The sequence below is a fragment of the Pseudomonas sp. LS2P72 genome, from assembly GCF_054897865.1.
This window is the reverse complement of the sequence record NZ_CM142708.1, coordinates 3456487-3476856: the sequence shown is the minus strand read 5'-3', so window position 1 is coordinate 3476856 and position 20370 is coordinate 3456487. Positions and strand designations below refer to the sequence as shown.

General features: G+C 58.6%; 27 protein-coding genes. 18 read left to right on the top strand and 9 right to left on the bottom strand.

Features of this window, described 5'->3' with window-relative positions; translation table 11 throughout:
* Positions 1-39: 39 nt before the first annotated feature.
* Entirely contained in the window at positions 40-603 is a 564-nt protein-coding gene (ahpC, locus tag ACYZUA_RS16035; protein WP_008155117.1) for an alkyl hydroperoxide reductase subunit C, read from the bottom strand.
* 145 nt (positions 604-748) lie between these two features.
* Positions 749-1693: a site-specific integrase gene (locus tag ACYZUA_RS16030; protein WP_461959629.1), complete on the bottom strand. Its 945-nt coding sequence runs from the start codon at positions 1691-1693 to the stop codon at positions 749-751.
* A gap of 178 nt (positions 1694-1871) precedes the next feature.
* Between ACYZUA_RS16030 and ACYZUA_RS16025 the strand changes: the two genes are divergently transcribed.
* Entirely contained in the window at positions 1872-2891 is a 1020-nt protein-coding gene (locus ACYZUA_RS16025) for a DNA-binding protein (protein ID WP_461959628.1), read from the top strand.
* Here ACYZUA_RS16025 and gorA read toward each other — a convergent pair.
* Together gorA and galU are read right to left on the bottom strand one after the other, a co-directional pair.
* The gene (gene gorA / locus ACYZUA_RS16020; RefSeq protein ID WP_461959627.1) at positions 2888-4246 is read right to left on the bottom strand and encodes a glutathione-disulfide reductase; all 1359 of its coding nucleotides are present in this window, start codon (positions 4244-4246) and stop codon (positions 2888-2890) included. The two genes, ACYZUA_RS16025 and gorA, sit on opposite strands and share 4 nt — an antisense overlap.
* A gap of 130 nt (positions 4247-4376) precedes the next feature.
* Complete coding sequence (gene galU, locus ACYZUA_RS16015; RefSeq protein ID WP_008155104.1) at positions 4377-5216, bottom strand: UTP--glucose-1-phosphate uridylyltransferase GalU; 840 nt, start codon at positions 5214-5216, stop codon at positions 4377-4379.
* A 266-nt stretch (positions 5217-5482) separates the two neighbouring features.
* On the opposite strand from galU, the gene ACYZUA_RS16010 reads away from it, so the two are divergent.
* Both ACYZUA_RS16010 and ACYZUA_RS16005 read left to right on the top strand, forming a co-directional pair.
* Positions 5483-5671: a hypothetical protein gene (locus ACYZUA_RS16010; RefSeq protein ID WP_074876938.1), complete on the top strand. Its 189-nt coding sequence runs from the start codon at positions 5483-5485 to the stop codon at positions 5669-5671.
* 139 nt (positions 5672-5810) lie between these two features.
* Complete coding sequence (locus ACYZUA_RS16005; RefSeq protein ID WP_056740098.1) at positions 5811-6092, top strand: hypothetical protein; 282 nt, start codon at positions 5811-5813, stop codon at positions 6090-6092.
* Between the two features lie 11 nt (positions 6093-6103).
* On the opposite strand, the gene ACYZUA_RS16000 is transcribed toward ACYZUA_RS16005, so the two are convergent.
* Together ACYZUA_RS16000 and ACYZUA_RS15995 are read right to left on the bottom strand one after the other, a co-directional pair.
* Positions 6104-6334, bottom strand: coding sequence for a hypothetical protein (locus tag ACYZUA_RS16000; protein ID WP_461959626.1), 231 nt, complete (start codon positions 6332-6334; stop codon positions 6104-6106).
* A gap of 72 nt (positions 6335-6406) precedes the next feature.
* Entirely contained in the window at positions 6407-6763 is a 357-nt protein-coding gene (locus tag ACYZUA_RS15995; protein ID WP_461959625.1) for a hypothetical protein, read from the bottom strand.
* 212 nt (positions 6764-6975) lie between these two features.
* Here ACYZUA_RS15995 and ACYZUA_RS15990 point away from each other — a divergent pair, with 212 nt between their 5' ends.
* From ACYZUA_RS15990 to ada, 6 genes are all read left to right on the top strand, one after another.
* The gene (locus tag ACYZUA_RS15990) at positions 6976-7278 is read left to right on the top strand and encodes a DUF1883 domain-containing protein (protein ID WP_024164534.1); all 303 of its coding nucleotides are present in this window, start codon (positions 6976-6978) and stop codon (positions 7276-7278) included.
* A gap of 29 nt (positions 7279-7307) precedes the next feature.
* Entirely contained in the window at positions 7308-7484 is a 177-nt protein-coding gene (locus tag ACYZUA_RS15985; protein WP_156363902.1) for a hypothetical protein, read from the top strand.
* Positions 7485-7610: 126 nt separating this feature from the next.
* Positions 7611-8117: a methylated-DNA--[protein]-cysteine S-methyltransferase gene (locus ACYZUA_RS15980; protein ID WP_461959624.1), complete on the top strand. Its 507-nt coding sequence runs from the start codon at positions 7611-7613 to the stop codon at positions 8115-8117.
* A complete protein-coding gene (locus tag ACYZUA_RS15975; RefSeq protein WP_461959623.1) occupies positions 8114-8818 on the top strand; it encodes a 2OG-Fe(II) oxygenase in 705 nt (234 codons plus the stop codon). The genes ACYZUA_RS15980 and ACYZUA_RS15975 overlap by 4 nt, the downstream gene beginning before the upstream one ends.
* Positions 8808-9488: a DNA oxidative demethylase AlkB gene (gene alkB / locus ACYZUA_RS15970; RefSeq protein WP_461959622.1), complete on the top strand. Its 681-nt coding sequence runs from the start codon at positions 8808-8810 to the stop codon at positions 9486-9488. Before ACYZUA_RS15975 ends, alkB begins: the two co-directional genes overlap by 11 nt.
* Before the next feature lie 87 nt (positions 9489-9575).
* Complete coding sequence (ada, locus tag ACYZUA_RS15965; RefSeq protein ID WP_461959621.1) at positions 9576-10649, top strand: bifunctional DNA-binding transcriptional regulator/O6-methylguanine-DNA methyltransferase Ada; 1074 nt, start codon at positions 9576-9578, stop codon at positions 10647-10649.
* On the opposite strand, the gene ACYZUA_RS15960 is transcribed toward ada, so the two are convergent.
* Together ACYZUA_RS15960 and acuI are read right to left on the bottom strand one after the other, a co-directional pair.
* Complete coding sequence (locus tag ACYZUA_RS15960) at positions 10613-11101, bottom strand: GyrI-like domain-containing protein (protein ID WP_461959620.1); 489 nt, start codon at positions 11099-11101, stop codon at positions 10613-10615. The genes ada and ACYZUA_RS15960 overlap by 37 nt on opposite strands.
* A 52-nt stretch (positions 11102-11153) precedes the next feature.
* A complete protein-coding gene (gene acuI / locus ACYZUA_RS15955) occupies positions 11154-12137 on the bottom strand; it encodes an acrylyl-CoA reductase (NADPH) (RefSeq protein ID WP_461959619.1) in 984 nt (327 codons plus the stop codon).
* 189 nt (positions 12138-12326) lie between these two features.
* On the opposite strand from acuI, the gene ACYZUA_RS15950 reads away from it, so the two are divergent.
* On the top strand, positions 12327-13391 hold the full coding sequence (locus ACYZUA_RS15950; RefSeq protein WP_461959618.1) for an NAD(P)H-dependent flavin oxidoreductase: 1065 nt from the start codon (positions 12327-12329) through the stop codon (positions 13389-13391).
* Positions 13392-13786: 395 nt separating this feature from the next.
* Here the strand turns inward: ACYZUA_RS15950 and ACYZUA_RS15945 are convergent, their stop codons facing one another.
* Positions 13787-14890, bottom strand: coding sequence for an IS110 family RNA-guided transposase (locus ACYZUA_RS15945; protein ID WP_461959558.1), 1104 nt, complete (start codon positions 14888-14890; stop codon positions 13787-13789).
* A gap of 194 nt (positions 14891-15084) precedes the next feature.
* On the opposite strand from ACYZUA_RS15945, the gene modA reads away from it, so the two are divergent.
* The 8 genes from modA (at position 15085) to ACYZUA_RS15905 (ending at position 20357) form a co-directional block, all read left to right on the top strand.
* On the top strand, positions 15085-15852 hold the full coding sequence (gene modA / locus ACYZUA_RS15940; RefSeq protein WP_461959617.1) for a molybdate ABC transporter substrate-binding protein: 768 nt from the start codon (positions 15085-15087) through the stop codon (positions 15850-15852).
* Positions 15853-16533: a molybdate ABC transporter permease subunit gene (gene modB / locus ACYZUA_RS15935; protein WP_461959616.1), complete on the top strand. Its 681-nt coding sequence runs from the start codon at positions 15853-15855 to the stop codon at positions 16531-16533. It begins immediately after the preceding gene.
* Between the two features lie 3 nt (positions 16534-16536).
* Positions 16537-17616 carry a molybdenum ABC transporter ATP-binding protein gene (gene modC, locus ACYZUA_RS15930; RefSeq protein ID WP_461959615.1) on the top strand — a complete coding sequence of 360 codons (1080 nt, stop codon included), beginning with the start codon at positions 16537-16539 and terminating at the stop codon, positions 17614-17616.
* A gap of 75 nt (positions 17617-17691) precedes the next feature.
* Positions 17692-18732 (top strand): DNA topoisomerase IB, encoded by a 1041-nt coding sequence (locus ACYZUA_RS15925; RefSeq protein ID WP_461959614.1) that lies wholly within the window; start codon positions 17692-17694, stop codon positions 18730-18732.
* Positions 18733-18804: 72 nt separating this feature from the next.
* Positions 18805-19026 (top strand): hypothetical protein, encoded by a 222-nt coding sequence (locus ACYZUA_RS15920; RefSeq protein WP_046047413.1) that lies wholly within the window; start codon positions 18805-18807, stop codon positions 19024-19026.
* A 127-nt stretch (positions 19027-19153) separates the two neighbouring features.
* Positions 19154-19384: a hypothetical protein gene (locus tag ACYZUA_RS15915; protein WP_010460746.1), complete on the top strand. Its 231-nt coding sequence runs from the start codon at positions 19154-19156 to the stop codon at positions 19382-19384.
* A 305-nt stretch (positions 19385-19689) separates the two neighbouring features.
* Positions 19690-19974 carry a hypothetical protein gene (locus ACYZUA_RS15910; RefSeq protein ID WP_046047412.1) on the top strand — a complete coding sequence of 95 codons (285 nt, stop codon included), beginning with the start codon at positions 19690-19692 and terminating at the stop codon, positions 19972-19974.
* 173 nt (positions 19975-20147) lie between these two features.
* On the top strand, positions 20148-20357 hold the full coding sequence (locus ACYZUA_RS15905) for a hypothetical protein (RefSeq protein ID WP_461959613.1): 210 nt from the start codon (positions 20148-20150) through the stop codon (positions 20355-20357).
* Positions 20358-20370: the final 13 nt, after the last annotated feature.

The following is a 20370-nucleotide window of genomic DNA, read 5'->3' as shown; positions in this document are numbered from 1 at the left end:
TAGGTGCGGAACCCCGCCCTGATGATGCGATCCACAGACTTAGATCTTGCCGACCAGGTCCAGGGACGGAGCCAAAGTGGCCTCGCCTTCTTTCCACTTGGCTGGGCAAACCTGGCCTGGGTGAGCAGCGACGTACTGAGCAGCCTTGATTTTGCGCAGCAACTCGGAAGCGTCACGACCCACACCGCCGTCGTTCAGTTCAACGATTTTGATCTGGCCTTCCGGGTTGATCACGAAGGTGCCACGGTCAGCCAGACCTGCTTCTTCGATCAGCACGTCGAAGTTGCGGGAGATGGCGTGAGTCGGGTCGCCGATCATGGTGTACTGGATTTTGCCGATGGCGGGCGAAGTGTTGTGCCAGGCAGCGTGGGCAAAGTGAGTATCGGTGGAAACGCTGTAGATCTCGACGCCCAGCTTCTGGAACGCGTCGTAGTTGTCAGCCAGGTCTTCCAGTTCGGTCGGGCAAACGAAGGTGAAGTCGGCAGGGTAGAAGAACACGACAGACCACTTGCCTTTCAGGTCAGCGTCCGACACTTGTACGAAGTCGCCATTTTTGTAGGCGGTAGCTTTGAATGGTTTAACTTGGCTGTTGATGATAGGCATCGATGACTCTCCGTCAGGGTTGAAAAGTTTGGTTGAGAAGTTGATGGGGTGAATCCTACCCACTCGATTGCCAGATCGCTCATTGGCAAAGCTCATGCTGCTCATTGGTTTTCGCTATTAGCGGAACGTATTAATAGAAGAAAACCTACTTAGCGGCGCCAATGGTTTTTTCCGCGAGCGGTGTCATCCCGAGAAACGGGCTGGCTTCAACATAGCGCATGGCGGACTTCATATCCTTCCAGCCCACGTAACTCATCAACGACTTCAAGTCCCAACCGCTCTGATGCGCCCAAGTGGCAAAGCCGCGCCGCAAGGAGTGACTGGTGTAGTGCTCGGCCGGGATGCCGGCACGCTCCAGCGCCTGGCGCAGTAACGGGATCACGCTGTTGGCGTGCAGCCCCTCCTCGCTCAAGTGGCCCCAACGATCGATGCCTCGGAATACAGGCCCGCGAACCAATGCAGCTTCAGTGATCCAGTCGATGTAGGCCTGCACCGGGCACAGGCGCTGCAATGCAGGAGTCTGGTAAGTCTTGCCGAGGTTTTCGCGGTCACTCTTGGTGCGCGGCAAATAGAGCGTGATGCCTGAGCCGGCAGCCGCTTGCACATGCTCGATCTGTAGCCGGCACAGCTCATCGCTACGAAAGCCGCGCCAGAAGCCCAACAGGACCAGCGCCCTGTCGCGTCGGGCCCGCAACAGAGCCGGTTGATCGTGTTCAGATTTCGCGGTTTGCGCTTCTTGCTCCAACCAGGCAACCACTTGCTCCAGATGTTGAAGCTGTAAAGGCTCGGCCTGTTTTTCTTGAGCCGGGTGCAGCGCGCGAATGCCCTTGAAGACCTTGCGCACCACCGGCGCCTTGGTGGGATCGGGAAAACCCTGACTGTTGTGCCATTGCGCCAGTGCTGACAAACGCAACTTCAAGGTATTGATCGACAGCACTCCCGCGTGAGCGACGAGGTAGCGCGCGACGCTGTCGCTGGTTGCCGGCAGAAAGCCGCCCCAACTGACTTCGAAATGCTCGATAGCCGCCCGGTAGCTGCGACGGGTGTTGTCGCGGGTGGCGGCTTGCAGGTAACGATCCAGATCGGTCATGGGCTCAACTCTCTAAAACGTACCGCTTTGGCGGGTGAAAACGCGCCGCATGGTTCATCACACGGGGTAATACCAGTATATCCCGCATGAATACCGATCGTATTTTAAGTTTTTAATTAGCGTGGTACATTGTGTACTTGGGTGGCATGTACCACAGTACGAAATCGTAGGAGAACTCATGGCTCGTGGCGGCGTAAACAAAGCAGTGGTCCAGGCAGCACGCTTGGCAATTTTGGCTCGCGGCGAAAACCCAAGCATTGATGCGGTACGGATCGAGATGGGCAACACGGGCTCGAAAACCACGATTCATCGCTATTTGAAGGAACTGGATGACGGCGCCGAGCGCGCCGAGGCGCCGCCGGAACCTATTGATGATGAGCTTACGGGGCTGGTCTCGCGGCTGGCACAAAGACTCAAGGAGCAGGCTCAGGAGCCCATCGATCAGGCACGCGCGCAGTTCGATCAGCAGCGAAAAGAGTTGGAAATACAGTTGAAGGAAGCTCAACAAGCGAATGGCGAACTGCATCAGCAGTACGAGATTCAAAGTCTGGCACTGACTCAAGAGTCCGAGGCCCTGCAAGAAACCCGCGCCATGCTGCAGACCGAACAAACCCGCAATGCCGGACTGAACCAGGCGCTGGCCGATTTCGAATTACGCTTGCAAGACAAGGATGAGCAGATTCGCTCATTGGAAGAAAAACACCTGCACGCTCGCGATGCTCTGGAACACTATCGCAACGCCGTCAAAGAACAGCGTGAGCAGGAACAACGTCGCCATGAAGGCCAGGTGCAGCAGATTCAGATGGAATTGCGCCAGGCCCAGCAAAGCGCATTGGTGCGTCAGGATGAGATCACGCAACTGCACCGCGACAACGAGCGTTTGTTAACGGAGAACCGTGGCACCCTGAGAGAGTTGAGCCTGCTGCAGGATCAACTCAAGCAAACCAACGTTCGACAGGATCAGCTACTGGAACAGGTGAACCGTATCGACAGCGAACGCACCCTCCTGCAGGAACGCTTGCGCGCTGCCCTGCTGGAAAGTCAGTCATTGAAACAGAGCGTCGACGAGCAGTCGCAGACAAACAAAGCGCTGGAAATCGAGTTGCTCAAGACTCAGACGAGCCTCGATGAGAGCGTGCGCCTGGCGGCCGTCATTGCGACAGCGCCAGACGCATCAGATGCCAAAAAGGACGATTAACCCTCGACCGGCGTGCGCATGGTGACGAACTCTTCGGCGGCAGTCGGGTGCACGCCGATGGTTTCATCGAAATCGCGCTTGGTGGCACCTGCTTTCAAGGCTATCGCCAAGCCCTGCACAATTTCCCCAGCCTCCGGACCGACCATGTGACAGCCCAGAACCTTGTCGGTCTTGGCGTCCACCACCAACTTCATCAAGGTGCGTTCCTGGCATTCGGTCAGGGTCAGTTTCATTGGACGGAAGCGGCTTTCGAAGATTGTCACATCGTGACCCGCCTCCCGGGCTTCTTCCTCGGTGAAACCGACCGTGCCGATATTCGGCAAGCTGAATACCGCGGTCGGAATCATCTTGTAATCGACCGGGCGATACTGCTCAGGCTTGAACAAACGTCGCGCAACGGCCATGCCTTCCGCCAACGCCACCGGCGTCAGCTGAACCCGACCGATCACATCGCCAAGCGCCAGAATCGACGGCTCAGCCGTCTGATATTGCTCATCGACCTCGACGAAACCTTTCTTGTCGAGTTTGACCCCGGTGTTTTCCAGCCCAAGATTGTCGAGCATCGGACGTCGACCGGTGGCGTAGAACACACAATCCGCTTCCAGCTCACGGCCGTCCTTGAGCGTCACCTTAAGGCTGCCATTGGCCTGCTTGTCGATACGCTCGATATCGGCGTTGAATTGCAGGTCCATGCCGCGCTTGGTCAGCTCTTCCTGCAGGTGTTTGCGCACCGCGCCGTCGAAGCCCCGCAGGAACAGTTCACCGCGATACAGCAACGTGGTGTCGGCGCCCAGACCGTGGAAGATCCCGGCGAATTCAACGGCGATGTAACCACCGCCTACCACCAGAACACGCTTGGGCAGCTCTTTGAGGAAGAACGCCTGGTTGGAACTGATCGCGTGCTCGTGCCCCGGAATTTCCGGAATCTGTGGCCATCCACCCGTAGCAATCAGGATGTTTTTGGCGGTGTAGCGCTCGCCATTGATCTCGACCTGGTGCGGACCAACGATCTTCGCGTGACCTTCATGCAGGGTCACGCCACTGTTAACCAGCAGGTTGCGATAGATGCCGTTCAGGCGATTGATCTCGCGATCCTTGTTGGCGATCAACGTCGCCCAATCGAATTTCGCTTCACCCGGTGTCCAGCCAAAACCCGAAGACTGCTCGAAGTCTTCGGCGAAGTGCGCGCCGTAGACCAGCAGCTTCTTCGGCACACAGCCGACGTTCACACAAGTGCCACCCAGGTAGCGGCTCTCGGCCACAGCCACTTTCGCGCCAAAACCGGCAGCAAAACGCGCAGCCCGCACACCGCCGGAACCGGCGCCAATTACATAAAGGTCAAAATCGTAGGCCATTTTCAATCTCCTCGGCAGTCCACAAGCATACCCGCAGACGTCCGTTGGGCAAGCGCTGCTAACGATATGGGGACGGAAAATGAAAAAGCCACCCGAAGGTGGCTTTTCAATACAAGTGGGTCAGAGGCTATCAGTAAGCCTTGCCAGTCTTGTAGAAGTTCTCGAAGCAGAAGTTGGTGGCCTCGATGTAGCCTTCAGCGCCACCGCAGTCAAAACGCTTGCCCTTGAACTTGTAGGCAATCACGCAACCGTTTTTCGCCTGTTTCATCAGGGCGTCGGTGATTTGAATTTCGCCACCTTTGCCTGGCTCGGTTTGTTTGATCAGCTCGAAAATATCCGGCGTCAGGATGTAGCGACCGATGATCGCCAGGTTCGACGGGGCGTCTTCCGGGGCTGGTTTTTCGACCATGTTGCGAACGCGGTACAAATCATCAGCGATCAGCTCGCCCGCAATCACGCCGTATTTGTTGGTTTCCTGCGGATCCACTTCCTGGATCGCAACGATGGTGCAGCGATACTGCTCGTACAGTTTGACCATCTGGGTCAGGACGCCGTCGCCTTCGAGGTTGACGCACAAGTCGTCCGCCAGCACTACCGCGAACGGTTCGTCACCGATCAGTGGGCGGCCTGTCAGGATCGCGTGGCCCAAGCCTTTCATTTCGGTCTGACGGGTGTAGGAGAACGAGCACTCGTCCAACAGTTTGCGGATACCGACCAGGTATTTTTCCTTGTCGGTGCCTTTGATCTGGTTTTCCAGCTCGTAGCTGATGTCGAAGTGGTCTTCCAGTGCGCGTTTGCCGCGACCGGTGACGATGGAGATTTCAGTCAACCCAGCGTCCAGTGCTTCTTCGACGCCGTACTGGATCAGTGGCTTGTTTACCACCGGCAGCATTTCTTTGGGCATGGCTTTAGTCGCTGGCAGGAAGCGAGTACCGTAACCGGCTGCTGGGAACAAGCATTTCTTGATCATATAAGTCCTTGATAGGGCTGTGTGTACGAGTTTCGGCGCAGTCTAATCAGGCGGCGTGCACCTTACAATGCCCCGCACTGGCTAACCGATGCCATCATAGAGAAATATTCTCGCGGATAGTTCCCGAGATAGCTCCGCAGCCTTTATAGATAGCACAGACCATCAGATCTGCACGGCCGCGGATCGCACAACCCTACACCATCAGCACCCGTCGAGTGCATTTGGCGCTATCATTGCGCGATTGAACCAGTCAACGAGGCAGATAGATGTCGGAAGCAAAAAGTGTCAACGGGTTCCTGATCAATCAGGCGAAAGATGGCCAGTGGTGGGTAGACAGTGCAGGCGGCGAAAATATCGCCGGGCCTTTCCCTACCGAAGCGTCGGCGATTGAAGTGGCATCCGTTCTGGAGCTCGAACACCCAGCCCCGAAGCGCCGCGGCAAGGACAAGTCCTGAGAAGCACCGGACTCGACCCAAGCCCTGCCTCGCGCAGGGCTTTTTTGTGATTGCCTGCAACTAAGTGGCCATTCGCTATAACCTTTTGATGCCAGCGCTGTCACAGGCTCAGCCCCTTCATCCTGACGACGACAACGACATGAATAAATTTTTGCCCCTGATCGCGGCACTGGCCCTGAGCGGCTGCGCCACTTCCGAAACGACCTACTTGAACAACGGCGAGCAAGGCCTGGCGATCGACTGCTCCGGGGAAGCCAACTCCTGGGCCACCTGCTACGAAAAAGCCGATGCCTCTTGCGCCGGCACCGGCTATCGAATCGTGGGTACCGACGGAACACCTTCGACCAAGGAAAGCGACAAGACGCTGGGCGTCGACGTCGGCAACTACAAGAACCGCAGCGTCGTGGTGGTCTGCAAGTAAGGCGCTCTGCCCTACATGTGAATTTCGGCGAACTTGATCCCTAGGCCGCGCACCGTCTCGATCAACTCATCGAGGCTACTGAAGGATTCGACTTCGTCGTTGTCATCCACCAGAAAATAACTGCGCCCGGCGCTTTTCTTGAAAAACACGATCCATTCTCCCGGATTCGCCGGATTCTGAATCACGTGGGTGGCAGAGATGTGACCCTCTGCATGGCGCTCCCGTACCTGCTCTCGCTTCATGCTCGACTCCAGAAATGACAATGCCGCCAAAGCGCTGCTTTGGCGGCATCGGTGCTGACGGGCGACAGTTTATCAGCCGGAAATGCACGCCGTAGCGGCATTGCGTACATCCGTGGGGCGCAACGGCACATTGGAAATGCGCTCATGCAACTTGATGCTGCTGCCAGTGGAGCGGTCTTCGATATCAAATACTGCCGCCGGGCCTGAGGAGAACTTCTGCGGCACGATGACTCGCATACCGTCCTTGTGCGGCTCGACCTGCAGGGCTCCCCGGCTGCTGGCCAGTTTTTCGGTCAGGCATTGCGCGTACTCATGAGGCTTCTTGCCTGAAATCACGCTCATGGTCGGCAGCGACTCATTGATTTCCGAGACATTCGCACAACCACTCATCGCTATTGCCATAGGCAGGAACAGTACACCCCACTTCATACAACACCTCCGATAAAGACACTCCGACAGTACAAATGCTGTTTTTCTCCGAGGCTTGCTGCGTTTATCACTCATAGAATTCCGTATAACTGTTTTTAATTGTCAAAGCAGACCTCGACGACCGGATAATAACCCGTTCGGGCTGATAAACTGCGCCAATCGCACATGCTATCGTTTTGATTTTGTAGAAAAAGCCCTTCTGGAGGCGCCTCATGAAATTTATCCACCAGCGCGAGCACCTCAACGAAGACGACATCGTCGTCATTCAATGCTCCCAAACATGCAATATCCGCTTGATGAACGACGCCAATTTCCGCAGCTTCAAGAATGGCGGCCGCCACACTTACCATGGCGGTGCGTTCGACACCTTCCCGGCCCGAATTACCGCGCCGAGCACCGGTTTCTGGAACATCACCATCGACACGGTCAACCGCCGGCCGATCAGCGTGACGCGCAAACCGACCCTGACTCACACCATCAAGATCATCCGCCGCTCCAGCACAAAACTGAGCTGAGTGGCACCCAAACACCAAGACAAGCAGGTATGACCGTGGCCCAAACGACCAAGTACGTCATCAAATACAAACTCAATGGTGAGCGTCGCTTCGAATTTGCCCAGCTTGAAAACGGCACCGAAGAAGAAGCCAAGGCCGCGCTGGACGCTCTTCATGGTTCGAGCGAAGACGTCATCAGCGAAATAAGCGTCAGCAAAGCGCTGTAACGGGATCTGGAGCGGCAACATGGATGTCTGCTCCTGCCTCTGGAATTCAACCGCAAGGGCCGGAGTGTTCACTCCAATCTCGCGCCCTAGACTGGCCACCTCAACCTTTGGTTAAGGAGTCAGATCATGTCTACTTCCTCGATTCGCTTCATCAGTGGCACTTCCAGCCTTGGCGTCTTGCTGCTGGCATTCAGCGCCGAGGGTTTGTGCGCGTTGCTGATCGGCGATGACCCGGCGATGCTGGAACGCGATCTTGCGCAGCGTTTCCCCGGCCAACAAGCACCACAGCGCGATGAAGGTTTGATGCCTGCGCTGGAGCAAACCCTGCGCCACCTCGAAGACCCGCGCACCACCCTGGATTTGCCCCTGGATTTGCCGGGCAGCGTGTTTCAACGGCGAGTCTGGGATGCCCTTCGGCAAATACCGCCGGGTGAAACCGCCAGCTATATGGATATCGCACGGCAACTGGGGCAACCCACGGCTTTTCGGGCGGTGGCCAATGCCTGCGGAGCGAACCCGCTGGCGGTGATCGTGCCGTGCCATCGAGTGCTGCGTCAGGATGGCAGCCTTGGCGGCTACCGTTGGGGGCTGGAGCGCAAACGGCAACTGCTGGAGCGTGAGGCGCAGCGATGAGTGCACAACTTCTCGACGGACTGGACTGGGTCATGCTCGAGCAGCAACTCGATCAGGATGGCTGCGCGATCATCAGGTCGCTTTTAAGCCACGCGACGTGCGATGAAATCAGCGCCCTGTATGCCCGCCCCGAACCGTTTCGCTCGCAAGTGATCATGGCTCGTCACGGCTTTGGCCGCGGCGAGTACAAATACTTCCGGTACCCGTTGCCGGATGTCGTCGCCCGTTTACGCAGTGCGCTCTACCCACGATTGGTGCCGATAGCCAATCGCTGGTACGAGCACATGGACCTGCCGACCCGTTTCCCGGAAACCCACGAAGCGTTCCTCGACCGCTGTCATGCCGCCGGTCAGGAACGCCCGACGCCGCTGTTGCTGCAATATGGACCGCAGGACTACAACTGCTTGCATCAGGACCTGTACGGCGAACACGTCTTCCCGTTACAAGTGGCGATTCTGCTGTCAGAGCCGGACGAAGACTTCACCGGTGGCGAGTTCGTGCTGACGGAACAGCGCCCACGGATGCAGTCGCGCCCTCAGGTCATCGGTCTGAAAAAAGGTGATGCGCTGATATTTGCCGTCAATCAACGGCCGGTCAAAGGCGTTCGTGGCTATTACCGGGTCACCCTGCGCCACGGCGTGAGTCGCCTGCACAGTGGAAAACGGCATACCCTTGGAATCATCTTTCACGATGCGTTATGACCTCATGAACCCGACCACCTTCGACTTGTTTGCCGACGCGGAACCCGAGCAGCAACCCCGGCTCGATCGGATCGGCGAACAGTCCTGCGTCCTCAGAGGCTTTGCCCTGCCCTGGCTGGATCAGTTGCTACCCGCACTGGACACGGTTCTGGCGGCGGCACCGTTTCGGCAGATGATCACACCCGGCGGCTTTACCATGTCGGTCGCCTTGAGCAGTTGCGGTGCGCTGGGCTGGACCACCGACCGCAGCGGTTATCGCTATACCCGCCATGATCCGCTGACGGGTCAACCCTGGCCGAAAATGCCCGAGGTGTTTTTCGAACTGGCACAAGCGGCGGCGCGGGAAGCAGGGTTTGCGGACTTCGTGCCTGATTCCTGCCTGATCAACCGTTATGTTCCCGGGGCCAAGATGTCGTTGCACCAGGACAAAGACGAAGCTTCCTACGTAGCGCCCATCGTTTCAGTGTCCCTGGGATTGCCGGCGATGTTCCTGTTCGGCGGTTTCGAACGCAGCGACAAAAGCCAACGAGTGCCGCTGTTGCATGGCGACATCGTGGTTTGGGGTGGCGTGGATCGCTTGCGCTATCACGGGGTATTGCCGATCAAGGAAGGCCAACACCCGCGACTGGGCGAACAACGGATCAACTTCACCTTTCGTACCGCCGGATGAAGCCTTCGAATTCGACCGCAAGACCCGGGGTGCAGCGACCCAGTCGGCTGGTTAATCTGTATGAAACGGATCAACGGACATGAAGCCATGACAAGCCATTCGACAAAGATTGCCACCGAGAACGATCCTCGCTGGGCCGCCGTCGTCGCGCGTGATCCCGGGGCAGACGGACAGTTTGTGTATGCGGTGAAAACCACTGGCATTTACTGTCGCCCCAGCAGCCTGGCACGTTTGCCGAAACCGCAGAACGTCGAGTTCTTCGACACAGCCGAGCAGGCCCAGGCGGCGGGTTATCGCCCCAGCAAACGCGCCGCGAAGGATCAAAGCGACATCGCCGCGCAACATGCCGCGACCGTGGCGGCTGCTTGCCGCCAGATCGAAGCCGCGGAGAATCTGCCTGTCCTGAGCGAACTGGCTGTTGCTGCGGGCCTCAGTAGCTTTCACTTCCATCGGGTGTTCAAAGCAGTTACCGGCCTGACGCCCAAGGGTTACGCCGCGGCCCATCGTTCACGCAGGGTCCGTAAGCGTCTCGCGGACGGAGACTCGGTGACCGACGCGCTGTATGACGCCGGCTTCAATTCCAACAGCCGTTTCTATGAAGCCGCCGATCAACTATTGGGCATGAAACCCGGTGATTATCGCGCCGCCGGTCAGAACAACGACATTCGTTTTGCCGTCGGCCAGTGTTCCCTGGGGGCGATTCTGGTGGCGCAAAGTGAACGGGGTGTTTGTGCGATCCTGCTGGGCGATGATCCGCACCAACTGGTCTGCGATCTGCAGGACAAGTTTCGGCGTGCGAATCTGATTGGCGCAGATCACACGTTCGAGCAACTGATCGCCAAGGTGGTTGGTTTTATCGAAGCGCCGGCCTTGGGCCTGGACTTGCCGCTGGATGTTCGTGGCACCGCTTTTCAAGAACGGGTCTGGCAAGCCCTGCGGGAGATCCCCGCCGGCTGCACCGCCAGCTACGCCGATATCGCTCAGCGAATCGGCGCGCCAAAAGCGATGCGCGCCGTGGCTCAAGCCTGCGGCGCGAACAATCTGGCGGTGGCGATCCCGTGCCACCGCGTGGTGCGCAGCGACGGCAATCTGTCGGGCTATCGCTGGGGTGTGGAGCGCAAGCGTCAGTTGCTTGAGCGCGAAAACCCGTCTGAGTCCTGAATGCCGATATAGACCGACACTGAATCCGGGCTGGTATAGACCTCGAAGTCTGTGGCGAACGCGCGGCAAATCTGCGGGTTGTCCTTAAAGTAGGCCCAGATCAGGCCCCACGCCTGAATGACGCTATCCGGCATCACCCCTTTGGCGCTGAATACCAGGTAATCGCCTCCCTCCACCTGAACCTGCGCAAAGTCCTCGGAGGGCGCGGTGACCGCCACCCCCGCGGTCACATCGAAGTGGCCCGAAGCGTCGGACTCGTAGTTGGAGTAGACGCCGTACATGAAGGAATCCGGCTGTTTGTGGGGGATCTTGTCGAAGATATCCTCAACGAAAAATTGTTCCCACATCGGGCCGATGCGCGCAGTGCCTGGTTGCTGCTCTGCGGCATTGCAGGTGCGCACTTGCAGGCCCGAGACGCTAAAGGGCCGCACTTCACGCTGCTTTACATCCATGGTCGATAGTCCTCGTCTCTGTCGTTTTTCTGTTTGATTGGCGGTGTGACAGTCAACGATTGACGTCGACCACCACCCGCCCACGCAATTGACCGGCGAGCAATCGCGGTGCAGCCTCGATCACTTCGCGCAAGCCGATTTCGTGGCTGATCAGCGGCAGCAAGGTGAAGTCTAGATCTTTGGCCAGACGATTCCAGGCCAGTATCCGCCTGGCTTTGGGCTGAGTCACGCTGTTGATCCCAGCCAAGGTCACACCGCGCAAAATGAACGGTGCGACTGAAGCCGGGAAGTCCATGCCTTGCGCCAAGCCACACGCGGCGACAGTGCCGTTGGCCTTCGTGCTGGCACAGGCATTGGCTAACGTGTGGCTGCCGACCGAGTCGATGACCGCCGCCCAACGCTCCTTCGCCAAGGGTTTGCCCGGCTCGGACAGCGTGGCGCGGTCGATGATTTCGCTGGCGCCGAGTTGCTTGAGGTAATCGTGTTCGGAGGTGCGACCGGTAGACGCGACCACCCGATAGCCAAGATTGCTCAGCAGTGCGATGGCGAAACTGCCTACACCGCCGTTAGCGCCGGTGACCAATACATCGCCCTGCTCGGGCGTCACGCCATTATGTTCCAGCGCCAGGATGCTCAGCATCGCCGTGTAACCCGCCGTGCCGATGGCCATCGCTTGCGCCGCTGTGAACGCCTTGGGTAGCGGAATCAACCAGTCGCCATTCAAGCGAGCCTTCTGCGCCAGTCCGCCCCAATGTCCTTCGCCAACTCCCCAGCCATTGAGTACGATCTGATCACCGACCTTGTAGTCCGGATGCCCACTGACTTCGACAGTGCCTGCCAGATCGATCCCCGGCACCATCGGGAATTTTCGCACCACCGGGCTGCTGCCGGTGATCGCCAGGCCATCCTTGAAGTTCAGCGTGCTGTACGCCACACGCACAGTCACATCGCCCTCGGGCAGTTGATCGTCATTGATCTCTTGCAGTGTGGCCCGGTAACCGCTGTCGTCCTTGTCGATCAAAATGCCTTGGAACATTGCTGCCTCCAGATGGAATCACTCAGTTGTCGTGCGTTTGAAATAACACATAGCAACCTTTCACCGTACTCGACTTTAAGCCAAGCGTGGCACACGTACTGAAAACTCGACTGGCCTTATGTCAGTCATAGCTGCTACAAAATCGGTCCTACCGTCCCTGCCCTGTTATGACGTCGGAGAACCCTTCAAATGAGCAAATGGCCAGACACCCGCATTCTTGACCTGCTTGGCATTGAGCTGCCGATCATCCAGGCGCCCATGGCCGGCGCGACCGGTTCGGCCATGGTTATCGCAGCCAGTAACGCTGGCGGCCTGGGCTCGATGCCGGCAGCCATGTTGAGCATCGATCAGTTGCGCGAGGAGCTGAAAACGATTCGTCAACAAACTCAGCGCCCGATTAACGTCAACTACTTCTGCCATCAGCCACCCGCCGCCGATGAGCAACGCGCTCAAGACTGGAAGAATCTGCTGGAACCCTATTACCGGGAACTTGACGTGGACTTCGACGCGCCGACGCCGGTGTCCAATCGAGCGCCGTTCGATAGCGCGGCCTGCGAAGTGATCGAAGAGCTTCGCCCCGAAGTCGTGAGTTTTCACTTCGGCCTGCCGGAAAAATCTCTGCTGGATCGCGTGAAAGCCACTGGGGCGAAAGTGCTTTCCTCGGCCACCACCGTCGAAGAGGCGATCTGGCTCGAACAGCAGGGTTGCGACGCGATCATCGCCATGGGGTACGAAGCCGGTGGCCATCGGGGCATGTTTCTCAGTGATGATCTGAGCAGCCAGGTGGGCCTCTTTGCGCTGGTGCCGCAGATCGTCGATGCGGTGAAAGTGCCGGTGATCGCTGCCGGGGGGATTGCCGATGCACGAGGCGTCGCAGCGGCTTTCCTGTTGGGGGCTTCGGCGGTGCAAGTGGGCACTGCGTACTTGTTCACGCCAGAGGCCAAGGTCAGCGCCTCTCATCACAAGGCGTTGCGCACGGCAAAAGAAAGTGAGACCGCCGTCACTAACATTTTCACCGGCCGCCCGGCGCGCGGCATTCTCAATCGGGTGATGCGCGAACTTGGGCCGATGAGCGCCAAAGCACCGGCCTTCCCGCTGGCGGGTGGTGCGCTGATGCCGTTGCGGGCCAAGGAGGAAGCGGATTTCAGCAATCTGTGGGCGGGTCAGGCATTCACGCTGGGCGTTGAAATGACCACGGCTGAACTGACCCGACGCCTGGCTGAGGAAGGATTGGCCAAGTTGGTGGGTCGGTAACGCACGGCCGTGTAGCAGCTGCCGAAGGCTGCGTTCGGCCGCGAAGCGGTCGTAAATCCAGCTGCCACGGTTAGCCTGAAAGACCGCGGTGTCTGGTTTCACGACCGCTTCGCGGCCGAACGCAGGCTTCGCCAGCTGCTATGTATGGACTCGCCCCCACTGTCTACCCGCTTTTAAAAAAACTGCCGCCCCGTTGCATCTATGTATTAGGCCTACTCGAGGAAGCCGTCGTCGGCTTCTGGCCAAAATTGGAAGAGCTCGTGGCATGCCGATTACAGTCAGGCCTCGAAGGCCACTAGCAGCTTAGGCATCTATCCACGCCGGTCTTACCAGGGGTCAATGTTTTTTCAGCAACAGGTTGGTCAGTAGGTACCTCGGTGGCAGAACTCGGTGGATCAGTGGCTCATCGTCGCTTGCTGGCCGTCGGCGGGCTGGCGACGATAAGTCTGGTCATTCTGTAACAGCACCCAGACGATGCGCAGGTTGCGATTGGCCAACCTGACCGCCGCGTCCTTGCGGCCCAATCGGCTCATCCAGCGCAACAAACGGCGGTCGTCGGGCTGTTGGGAATCAGGTCGCAACTGCTGCAATACCGCGTGGGCACCCTGGATCATCAGGCTGCGCAAATAGCTATCGCCTCGCTTGGTCATGTCCCCCAGTTGAATCGTCTTCCCGCTGCTGTGCTGATCAGGGACCATGCCGAAGTACGCGGCGAACATGCGAGCATCGGCAAAGCGCTCCGGCTTGGTTTCCTTGGCCACCAGCGCCGTAGCGGTGATGGGGCCGATACCGCGCACGGTCATCAACCGTTTGGCTGTATTGTCGGCGTTCGCGGCCACTTCCAGGCGTCCCGTCAGGACGTTGATGCGCTCGCCCAAATGGCGCCACTCGGCCAGCAGTTCGTCGATCAGCTCGCGCAACAGGGCAGGCACCGGCTGGGTGGCATCCTCCAATATCCGCGGGATTCTCTGGCTGATCGCGACGTCGCCCTGTGCCAGCGCAATCCCGTGCTCCAGCAGCAGGCCGCGCATCTGATTACTCACGGCGGTGCGGCGACGCACGTAACCTTGACGAGCGCGATGCAGTGCCTGCATGGCCAGCGCTGCGACACTTTTGACCGGCACTGCGCAGATCTTTTCGTCGCGACCGGCACGCAGGATTGCCAGCGCATCGTTACGATCATTTTTAGGGCCGCTGCGATGCTTGGCCACCAGACCGGCAGGAAGGATCCGCGCCAGGTTGCCTTGATCCTGCAGCTGCCGGGCCCAAGCTTGAGCGCCCGGGCCGGTCTCCATCAGGACCACGACATGAGGCGGCAGCTGGCGGAGAAACTCATAGAACGCCTCGCGCGACTTGATCCGCTGCTCATAATGCACCTTGCCGAGGGCGTCTTCGCCGGCGAGCTGGAAAACATGCTTGGCCAGGTCGACCGCCACGGTAGTGCAGGCCGATAAATCGGCAGAAGACAAGGATTGATCAATCGAAGTATGCTTTTTCATGGACTCGCCCTCGCTGTCGTTGGCTGTTTAGACTGCCACCGTGGCGCATTGACGCCTCGGCGTGGGCGAGTCCATTCAATTACAGGTTCATGCGTGGTCTCAACAGCGCGCATTCCGTTTGCAGGCATTTCGCTATATATTCCGCTATATAGCGTTTACCCCCTCGCTGCACTTGCCTACAACGGAGCCGTTTCATGACCATTCGTGCCTCACGTTTTGCCCCCACCTGCCTGGCAACCCTGCTGGCAGTGTTCGCTTTCGGGTCCGCCCAGGCGGGCGAAGTCCAGGTCGCCGTCGCCGCCAACTTCACTGCACCGATTCAGGCGATCGCCACTGATTTCGAAAAAGACACCGGGCATAAACTGGTCACCTCCTTTGGAGCCACCGGCCAGTTCTATACCCAGATCAAGAACGGCGCGCCGTTCGAAGTGTTCCTCTCGGCCGACGACACCACCCCGCAAAAACTCGAAACCGAAGGCGACACGGTCAAGGGCTCGCGCTTCACCTACGCCATCGGCACCCTGGCGCTGTGGTCGGCGAAAGAAGGTTACGTCGATGCCAAGGGCAAAGTGTTGAGCGACAACCAGTACCAGCATCTGTCCAGCGCCAACCCGAAAGCGGCGCCTTACGGTCTGGCCGCCACTCAGGTGCTGGCCAAGCTGGGCCTGACCGACAAGGTCAAAACCAAGATCGTTGAAGGCCAGAACATCACCCAGGCCTACCAGTTCGTGTCCACCGGCAACGCCGAACTGGGCTTTGTGGCCTTGTCGCAGATCTACAAAGACGGCAAAGTCACCGGCGGCTCGGCCTGGGTTGTTCCAGCCGACATGCACGACCCGATCAAACAAGACGCGGTAATTCTCAACAAGGGCAAGGACAACCCGGCTGCCAAGGCGCTGGTTGAGTACCTCAAAGGTCCGAAAGCCGCCGCTGTCATCAAATCCTACGGTTACCAACTCTAAATGACGCTATCGAGTGCCGACTTTTCCGCCATCTGGCTGACCCTGAAACTGGCGTCACTGACGACGGTCATCCTGCTGATCATCGGCACTCCGATTGCGTTATGGCTGTCGCGCACCCGCTCGTGGTTGCGCGGCCCGGTCGGGGCGATCGTCGCCCTGCCCCTGGTGTTGCCGCCGACGGTAATTGGCTTTTACCTGTTGCTGGCGCTCGGCCCTAACGGGTTTATCGGCCACTTCACTCAATCACTGGGACTTGGCACCCTCACTTTCAGTTTTGCGGGGCTGGTGATTGGCTCGGTGCTCTACTCGATGCCGTTCGTAGTCCAGCCACTGCAAAATGCTTTTTCTGCCATCGGCACTCGCCCATTGGAAGTGGCCGCGACCTTACGCGCCAATCCCTGGGACACGTTTTTCAGCGTGATCCTGCCGCTGGCCCGCCCCGGTTTCATCACCGCTGCCATTCTCGGTTTCGCCCACACCGTGGGTGAATTCGGCGTGGTGCTGATGATTGGCGGCAACATTCCCGAGAAGACCCGCGTAGTCTCGGTGCAGATCTACGATCACGTCGAAGCCATGGAATACGCCCAGGCCCATTGGCTGGCCGGGGCGATGCTCGTGTTCTCTTTTATTGTGTTGCTGGCGCTCTACTCCAGCCGTAAAACCAAAGCGGGCTGGAGCTGATCGATGATTCATACGCGTCTGAAACTGAAATATTCGGAGTTCACCCTGGAGGTGGATCTGCAATTGCCCGGCCGCGGCGTCACTGCCCTTTACGGTCATTCCGGTTCGGGCAAGACCACCTGCCTGCGCTGCATCGCTGGGCTGGAGAAGGCCGAGCAGGGTTTCATCCAGGTCAACGATGAAGTCTGGCAGGACAGCGACAAGAAGATTTTCGTGCCACCACACAAACGTGCGCTGGGTTACGTCTTCCAGGAAGCGAGCCTGTTTCCCCATCTGTCAGTGATGGCCAATCTGGAGTTCGGCCTCAAGCGCATTCCTCGCCCACAGCGACGGGTCGACATAGCTCACGCGACGGAACTGCTCGGGATCGGCCATTTGCTGGATCGCCATCCGCAGCACCTTTCCGGCGGTGAGCGGCAGCGGGTCGGCATCGCCCGCGCCCTGCTCACCAGCCCGAAACTGTTGCTGATGGACGAGCCGCTGGCGGCATTGGATAGCCAACGCAAAAACGAAATCCTGCCGTACCTGCAACGACTGCACGATGAACTGGACATCCCGGTGCTGTACGTCAGCCACTCACAGGATGAAGTCGCGCGGTTGGCTGGCCACCTCGTCCTGCTCAGCAATGGCAAGGCGCTGGCCAGCGGACCTATTGGCGAAACGCTGGCCCGTCTCGACCTGCCCCTGGCACTGGGCGACGACGCCGGCGTGGTGATCGAGGGGCACGTCAGTGCCTATGACGCCGACTATCAGTTGCTGACCCTGCAACTGCCGAACACGACCCTGAACATTCGGGTGGCTCACTCACCGATGACCACGGGTCAGGCGCTTCGCTGCAAGGTTCAGGCGCGGGATGTCAGCCTGAGCCTGCAAAGTGTCGAGCAAAGCAGCATTCTCAATCGCCTGCCGGTCACCGTGATCAACGAAATGGGCGCCGACAACACCGCCCACGTGCTGATCCGTCTGGACGCAGCTGGCACACCGCTGCTGGCGCGGATCACCCGATACTCCCGAGACCAATTGGGCGTGCACCCCGGCCAGCAACTCTGGGCACAGATCAAGGCAGTGGCGGTGCTGGCATAAATCCGCTGGCACGACGGCAACGGCGTGCGGTCAATGGCTGTAACGGCCCCTGCTCCCTCGCCAAGGACTACCGCCATGCCCAACACCGCGCTGCCCGATGTGCTGCCATCCGACCTGCATTATGTCGATGACACCCAACCCGGCATCACCCGCAAGAAACTGCGCGGCAAGTTCTGCTACTTCGACCCTGCGGGTCAGCGCATCACCGATCAAGACGAAATCAAGCGCATCAATGCCCTCGCCGTCCCCCCGGCCTACACCGATGTGTGGATCTGCGCCGACCCGCGCGGCCATCTGCAAGCTACCGGTCGTGATGCCCGAGGTCGAAAGCAATACCGTTATCACCCACGCTGGCGAGAAGTGCGCGATGCCGACAAGTACTCACGTCTGCGGGACTTTGGGCTGGCGCTGCCGAAACTGCGCAAACAGCTTGAAGCACTGCTGGCGGCTCCCGGCTTCAGTCGCGACAAAGTCATGGCCACGGTCATCACCTTGCTCGATGCGACGCTGATCCGGGTCGGCAACACCCAGTACGCTCGGGACAACCGTTCTTACGGCCTGACCACCCTGCGCAACCGTCATGTCGAGGTCAACGGCCACGCGATCCTGTTCCAGTTCCGTGGCAAGAGCGGCGTCGAGCACCAGATCACCGTGAAAGACCGACGCCTGGCGCGGATCATCAAACGTTGTCTGGAAATTCCCGGGCAAAACCTGTTTCAGTACCTGGATGAAAACGGTGAGCGACACACCGTCAGCTCCTCCGACGTCAACGCCTACCTGCAAACCCTCACCGGTGCCAACTTCACTGCCAAGGACTACCGCACCTGGGCTGGCAGCGCGTTGGCGTTGGCGATTTTGCGGGAACTGCAGTGGGAGCCCGAGTCGGACGCCAAACGGCATGTGGTGGAGATGGTCAAGAACGTTGCCAAACAACTGGGCAACACCCCGGCCGTTTGCCGCAAGTGCTACATCCACCCGGCGGTGCTCGATGGTTTCCTTATGGGGGCGCTGGCTGAGCTGCCCAGGCCACGACCGCGTAAAGGGCTTCGGGCGGAGGAAGTCGGGCTTGCGGTGTTATTGGAGAAGATGATCGCAACCGTTGAAGCGACGAACTGACCTGTCTATTTTTTGCACGATTGCAAATGGCTTCTATAGTTGTTGTGAACCTGAATGAGCTGCGGTGACGCCATGGAAGACATTTTCGTTGTGAAGCGTTGCAACAAGATCATCATCTATGGCCGTCGAGCCGGAGATACCAACCATCCACCACCCGATGCTGCTGTCTGGTACCGCATCGCCGATACTCGAACCCGTGGCTTCATCGGTGACGGTTTCGACCATGAAGAGGACGCCCGGCGTGAATGCCGGCAACTGAATGCCAGGTCGCAAGTGACGGTCCGAGAAGGCTGATGCTACCTGCCTTTCACGGGTCTATACTGAAAAAAGCTGAAGGATTAGCGACCCCATCGGCAGACAGCTCGCTCCCCCGCGGGCTTTTTGCTGCCAGTTAAAGGTTTCTTGAACGGAGGTGTTTGCCATGTCCGAAAAAGAGTCCATCACCACTCTGCTCACCCTACTCGACTCCCGTCAGGCTCGCCTGGCAGCGGCATGCAAGGAAATCGCCGACTGGGTCGATCATCAAGGCGGGCACCCGACGGCCCTAAGAATCCGTGATCGTCTGAACGACATCGAGAAGGACGCGCCATTGATTCGCAATACGCTGTCGTCGCTCAAACCTGTCGACCCGCCCCTGCCGCGGTTCAGATGATTCGATCTGGACATCCTCAAGGACACGGCCTGATTCAGGACGCATAAACGGCGACCTTATCGTCACCGGGTGCGTCCTTGCCTGAGCGCTTTCTGCTACATCCCACCCAGCCAGCGCTGGGCTTTTTTATGGCTAAGCATTCCATTTCACACGGCATTCACATTTCAGGCCTTACATTGACAGGACTCCTTTGAAGAATCCCCTGGCCCGCCCGCATGCGGGCCTTTTTTTTGCCCATTTCGCAGGCAACGAACGTCACCGTACGCTGGAGGTCAAACGATTACACGTCACGAAGGAGGCGTCTGATGGTTACTCACTTCAAAGTCGGCGGGCATCTGGCCTGCGGTCACAAAGGCAGCAAGCTCGTTTCAACCAGCGAACTTACCCGGGTGAAATGCAGAAGCTGCCGCAACACCGACGCGTTCAAGGATGCGCGCAAAGACCAGCGCAACGCTGCACGCCGCGCCGCACGCAAAGCCAAAGTTACGCATACAGCCAATGACTGGCGCGCGGCTTGGGTCGAACGGCTCACCGCCATGGAAGGACTGCAACGATTGCCTCGTGGTTTTACCGGTCAACCATTCGTTTAACTGACAGCTTCGGCGGCTGAATCGAGTTCACTCGATCCGGCCGCTGAACGGCACCAGCGAGGCGCCTCTGGAACCCTGCCATTTTTTGGCGGCAAGCAAATTTCTGAACTAGGGTTCTATCGAATCGAAATGGCACCCGCTGCGTTGGCGGGCCTTGATCAAGGAGGAGACAGATGACACCTATTCGTATTGCTGAGAAAACCTATCGCACTTGGTCCAGCCCTATCTTGCTTGAACTCAAAGAAAGAGAGCATCAGCTCGATCCGGCGGCCCGCCAGGCCCTTGAAAATATCTTGGTAGAGAGAAGGCTTGTCAATATCGGCAATCCTTCTGGCAAAAATCGACGCAGTGCTGGTCCAGGGGCTTTCGGCCGGGATCAATAGCTGTGGGTCAAGC

Coding starts and splice junctions, on each gene's coding strand:
- ACYZUA_RS15960 (WP_461959620.1), bottom strand. CDS start 11,101: ATGGATGTAAAGCAGCGTGAAGTGCGGCCCTTTAGCGTCTCGGGCCTG.
- ACYZUA_RS16005 (WP_056740098.1), top strand. CDS start 5,811: ATGAATAAATTTTTGCCCCTGATCGCGGCACTGGCCCTGAGCGGCTGC.
- ACYZUA_RS16025 (WP_461959628.1), top strand. CDS start 1,872: ATGGCTCGTGGCGGCGTAAACAAAGCAGTGGTCCAGGCAGCACGCTTG.
- acuI (WP_461959619.1), bottom strand. CDS start 12,137: ATGTTCCAAGGCATTTTGATCGACAAGGACGACAGCGGTTACCGGGCC.
- ACYZUA_RS16030 (WP_461959629.1), bottom strand. CDS start 1,693: ATGACCGATCTGGATCGTTACCTGCAAGCCGCCACCCGCGACAACACC.
- galU (WP_008155104.1), bottom strand. CDS start 5,216: ATGATCAAGAAATGCTTGTTCCCAGCAGCCGGTTACGGTACTCGCTTC.
- ACYZUA_RS16010 (WP_074876938.1), top strand. CDS start 5,483: ATGTCGGAAGCAAAAAGTGTCAACGGGTTCCTGATCAATCAGGCGAAA.
- ACYZUA_RS15945 (WP_461959558.1), bottom strand. CDS start 14,890: ATGAAAAAGCATACTTCGATTGATCAATCCTTGTCTTCTGCCGATTTA.
- ACYZUA_RS15910 (WP_046047412.1), top strand. CDS start 19,690: ATGGTTACTCACTTCAAAGTCGGCGGGCATCTGGCCTGCGGTCACAAA.
- ACYZUA_RS15920 (WP_046047413.1), top strand. CDS start 18,805: ATGGAAGACATTTTCGTTGTGAAGCGTTGCAACAAGATCATCATCTAT.
- ACYZUA_RS15925 (WP_461959614.1), top strand. CDS start 17,692: ATGCCCAACACCGCGCTGCCCGATGTGCTGCCATCCGACCTGCATTAT.
- ACYZUA_RS15950 (WP_461959618.1), top strand. CDS start 12,327: ATGAGCAAATGGCCAGACACCCGCATTCTTGACCTGCTTGGCATTGAG.
- modC (WP_461959615.1), top strand. CDS start 16,537: ATGATTCATACGCGTCTGAAACTGAAATATTCGGAGTTCACCCTGGAG.
- ACYZUA_RS15905 (WP_461959613.1), top strand. CDS start 20,148: ATGACACCTATTCGTATTGCTGAGAAAACCTATCGCACTTGGTCCAGC.
- modB (WP_461959616.1), top strand. CDS start 15,853: ATGACGCTATCGAGTGCCGACTTTTCCGCCATCTGGCTGACCCTGAAA.
- ahpC (WP_008155117.1), bottom strand. CDS start 603: ATGCCTATCATCAACAGCCAAGTTAAACCATTCAAAGCTACCGCCTAC.
- ada (WP_461959621.1), top strand. CDS start 9,576: ATGACAAGCCATTCGACAAAGATTGCCACCGAGAACGATCCTCGCTGG.
- ACYZUA_RS15990 (WP_024164534.1), top strand. CDS start 6,976: ATGAAATTTATCCACCAGCGCGAGCACCTCAACGAAGACGACATCGTC.
- ACYZUA_RS16000 (WP_461959626.1), bottom strand. CDS start 6,334: ATGAAGCGAGAGCAGGTACGGGAGCGCCATGCAGAGGGTCACATCTCT.
- ACYZUA_RS15915 (WP_010460746.1), top strand. CDS start 19,154: ATGTCCGAAAAAGAGTCCATCACCACTCTGCTCACCCTACTCGACTCC.
- ACYZUA_RS15995 (WP_461959625.1), bottom strand. CDS start 6,763: ATGAAGTGGGGTGTACTGTTCCTGCCTATGGCAATAGCGATGAGTGGT.
- ACYZUA_RS15980 (WP_461959624.1), top strand. CDS start 7,611: ATGTCTACTTCCTCGATTCGCTTCATCAGTGGCACTTCCAGCCTTGGC.
- gorA (WP_461959627.1), bottom strand. CDS start 4,246: ATGGCCTACGATTTTGACCTTTATGTAATTGGCGCCGGTTCCGGCGGT.
- alkB (WP_461959622.1), top strand. CDS start 8,808: ATGCGTTATGACCTCATGAACCCGACCACCTTCGACTTGTTTGCCGAC.
- modA (WP_461959617.1), top strand. CDS start 15,085: ATGACCATTCGTGCCTCACGTTTTGCCCCCACCTGCCTGGCAACCCTG.
- ACYZUA_RS15975 (WP_461959623.1), top strand. CDS start 8,114: ATGAGTGCACAACTTCTCGACGGACTGGACTGGGTCATGCTCGAGCAG.
- ACYZUA_RS15985 (WP_156363902.1), top strand. CDS start 7,308: ATGACCGTGGCCCAAACGACCAAGTACGTCATCAAATACAAACTCAAT.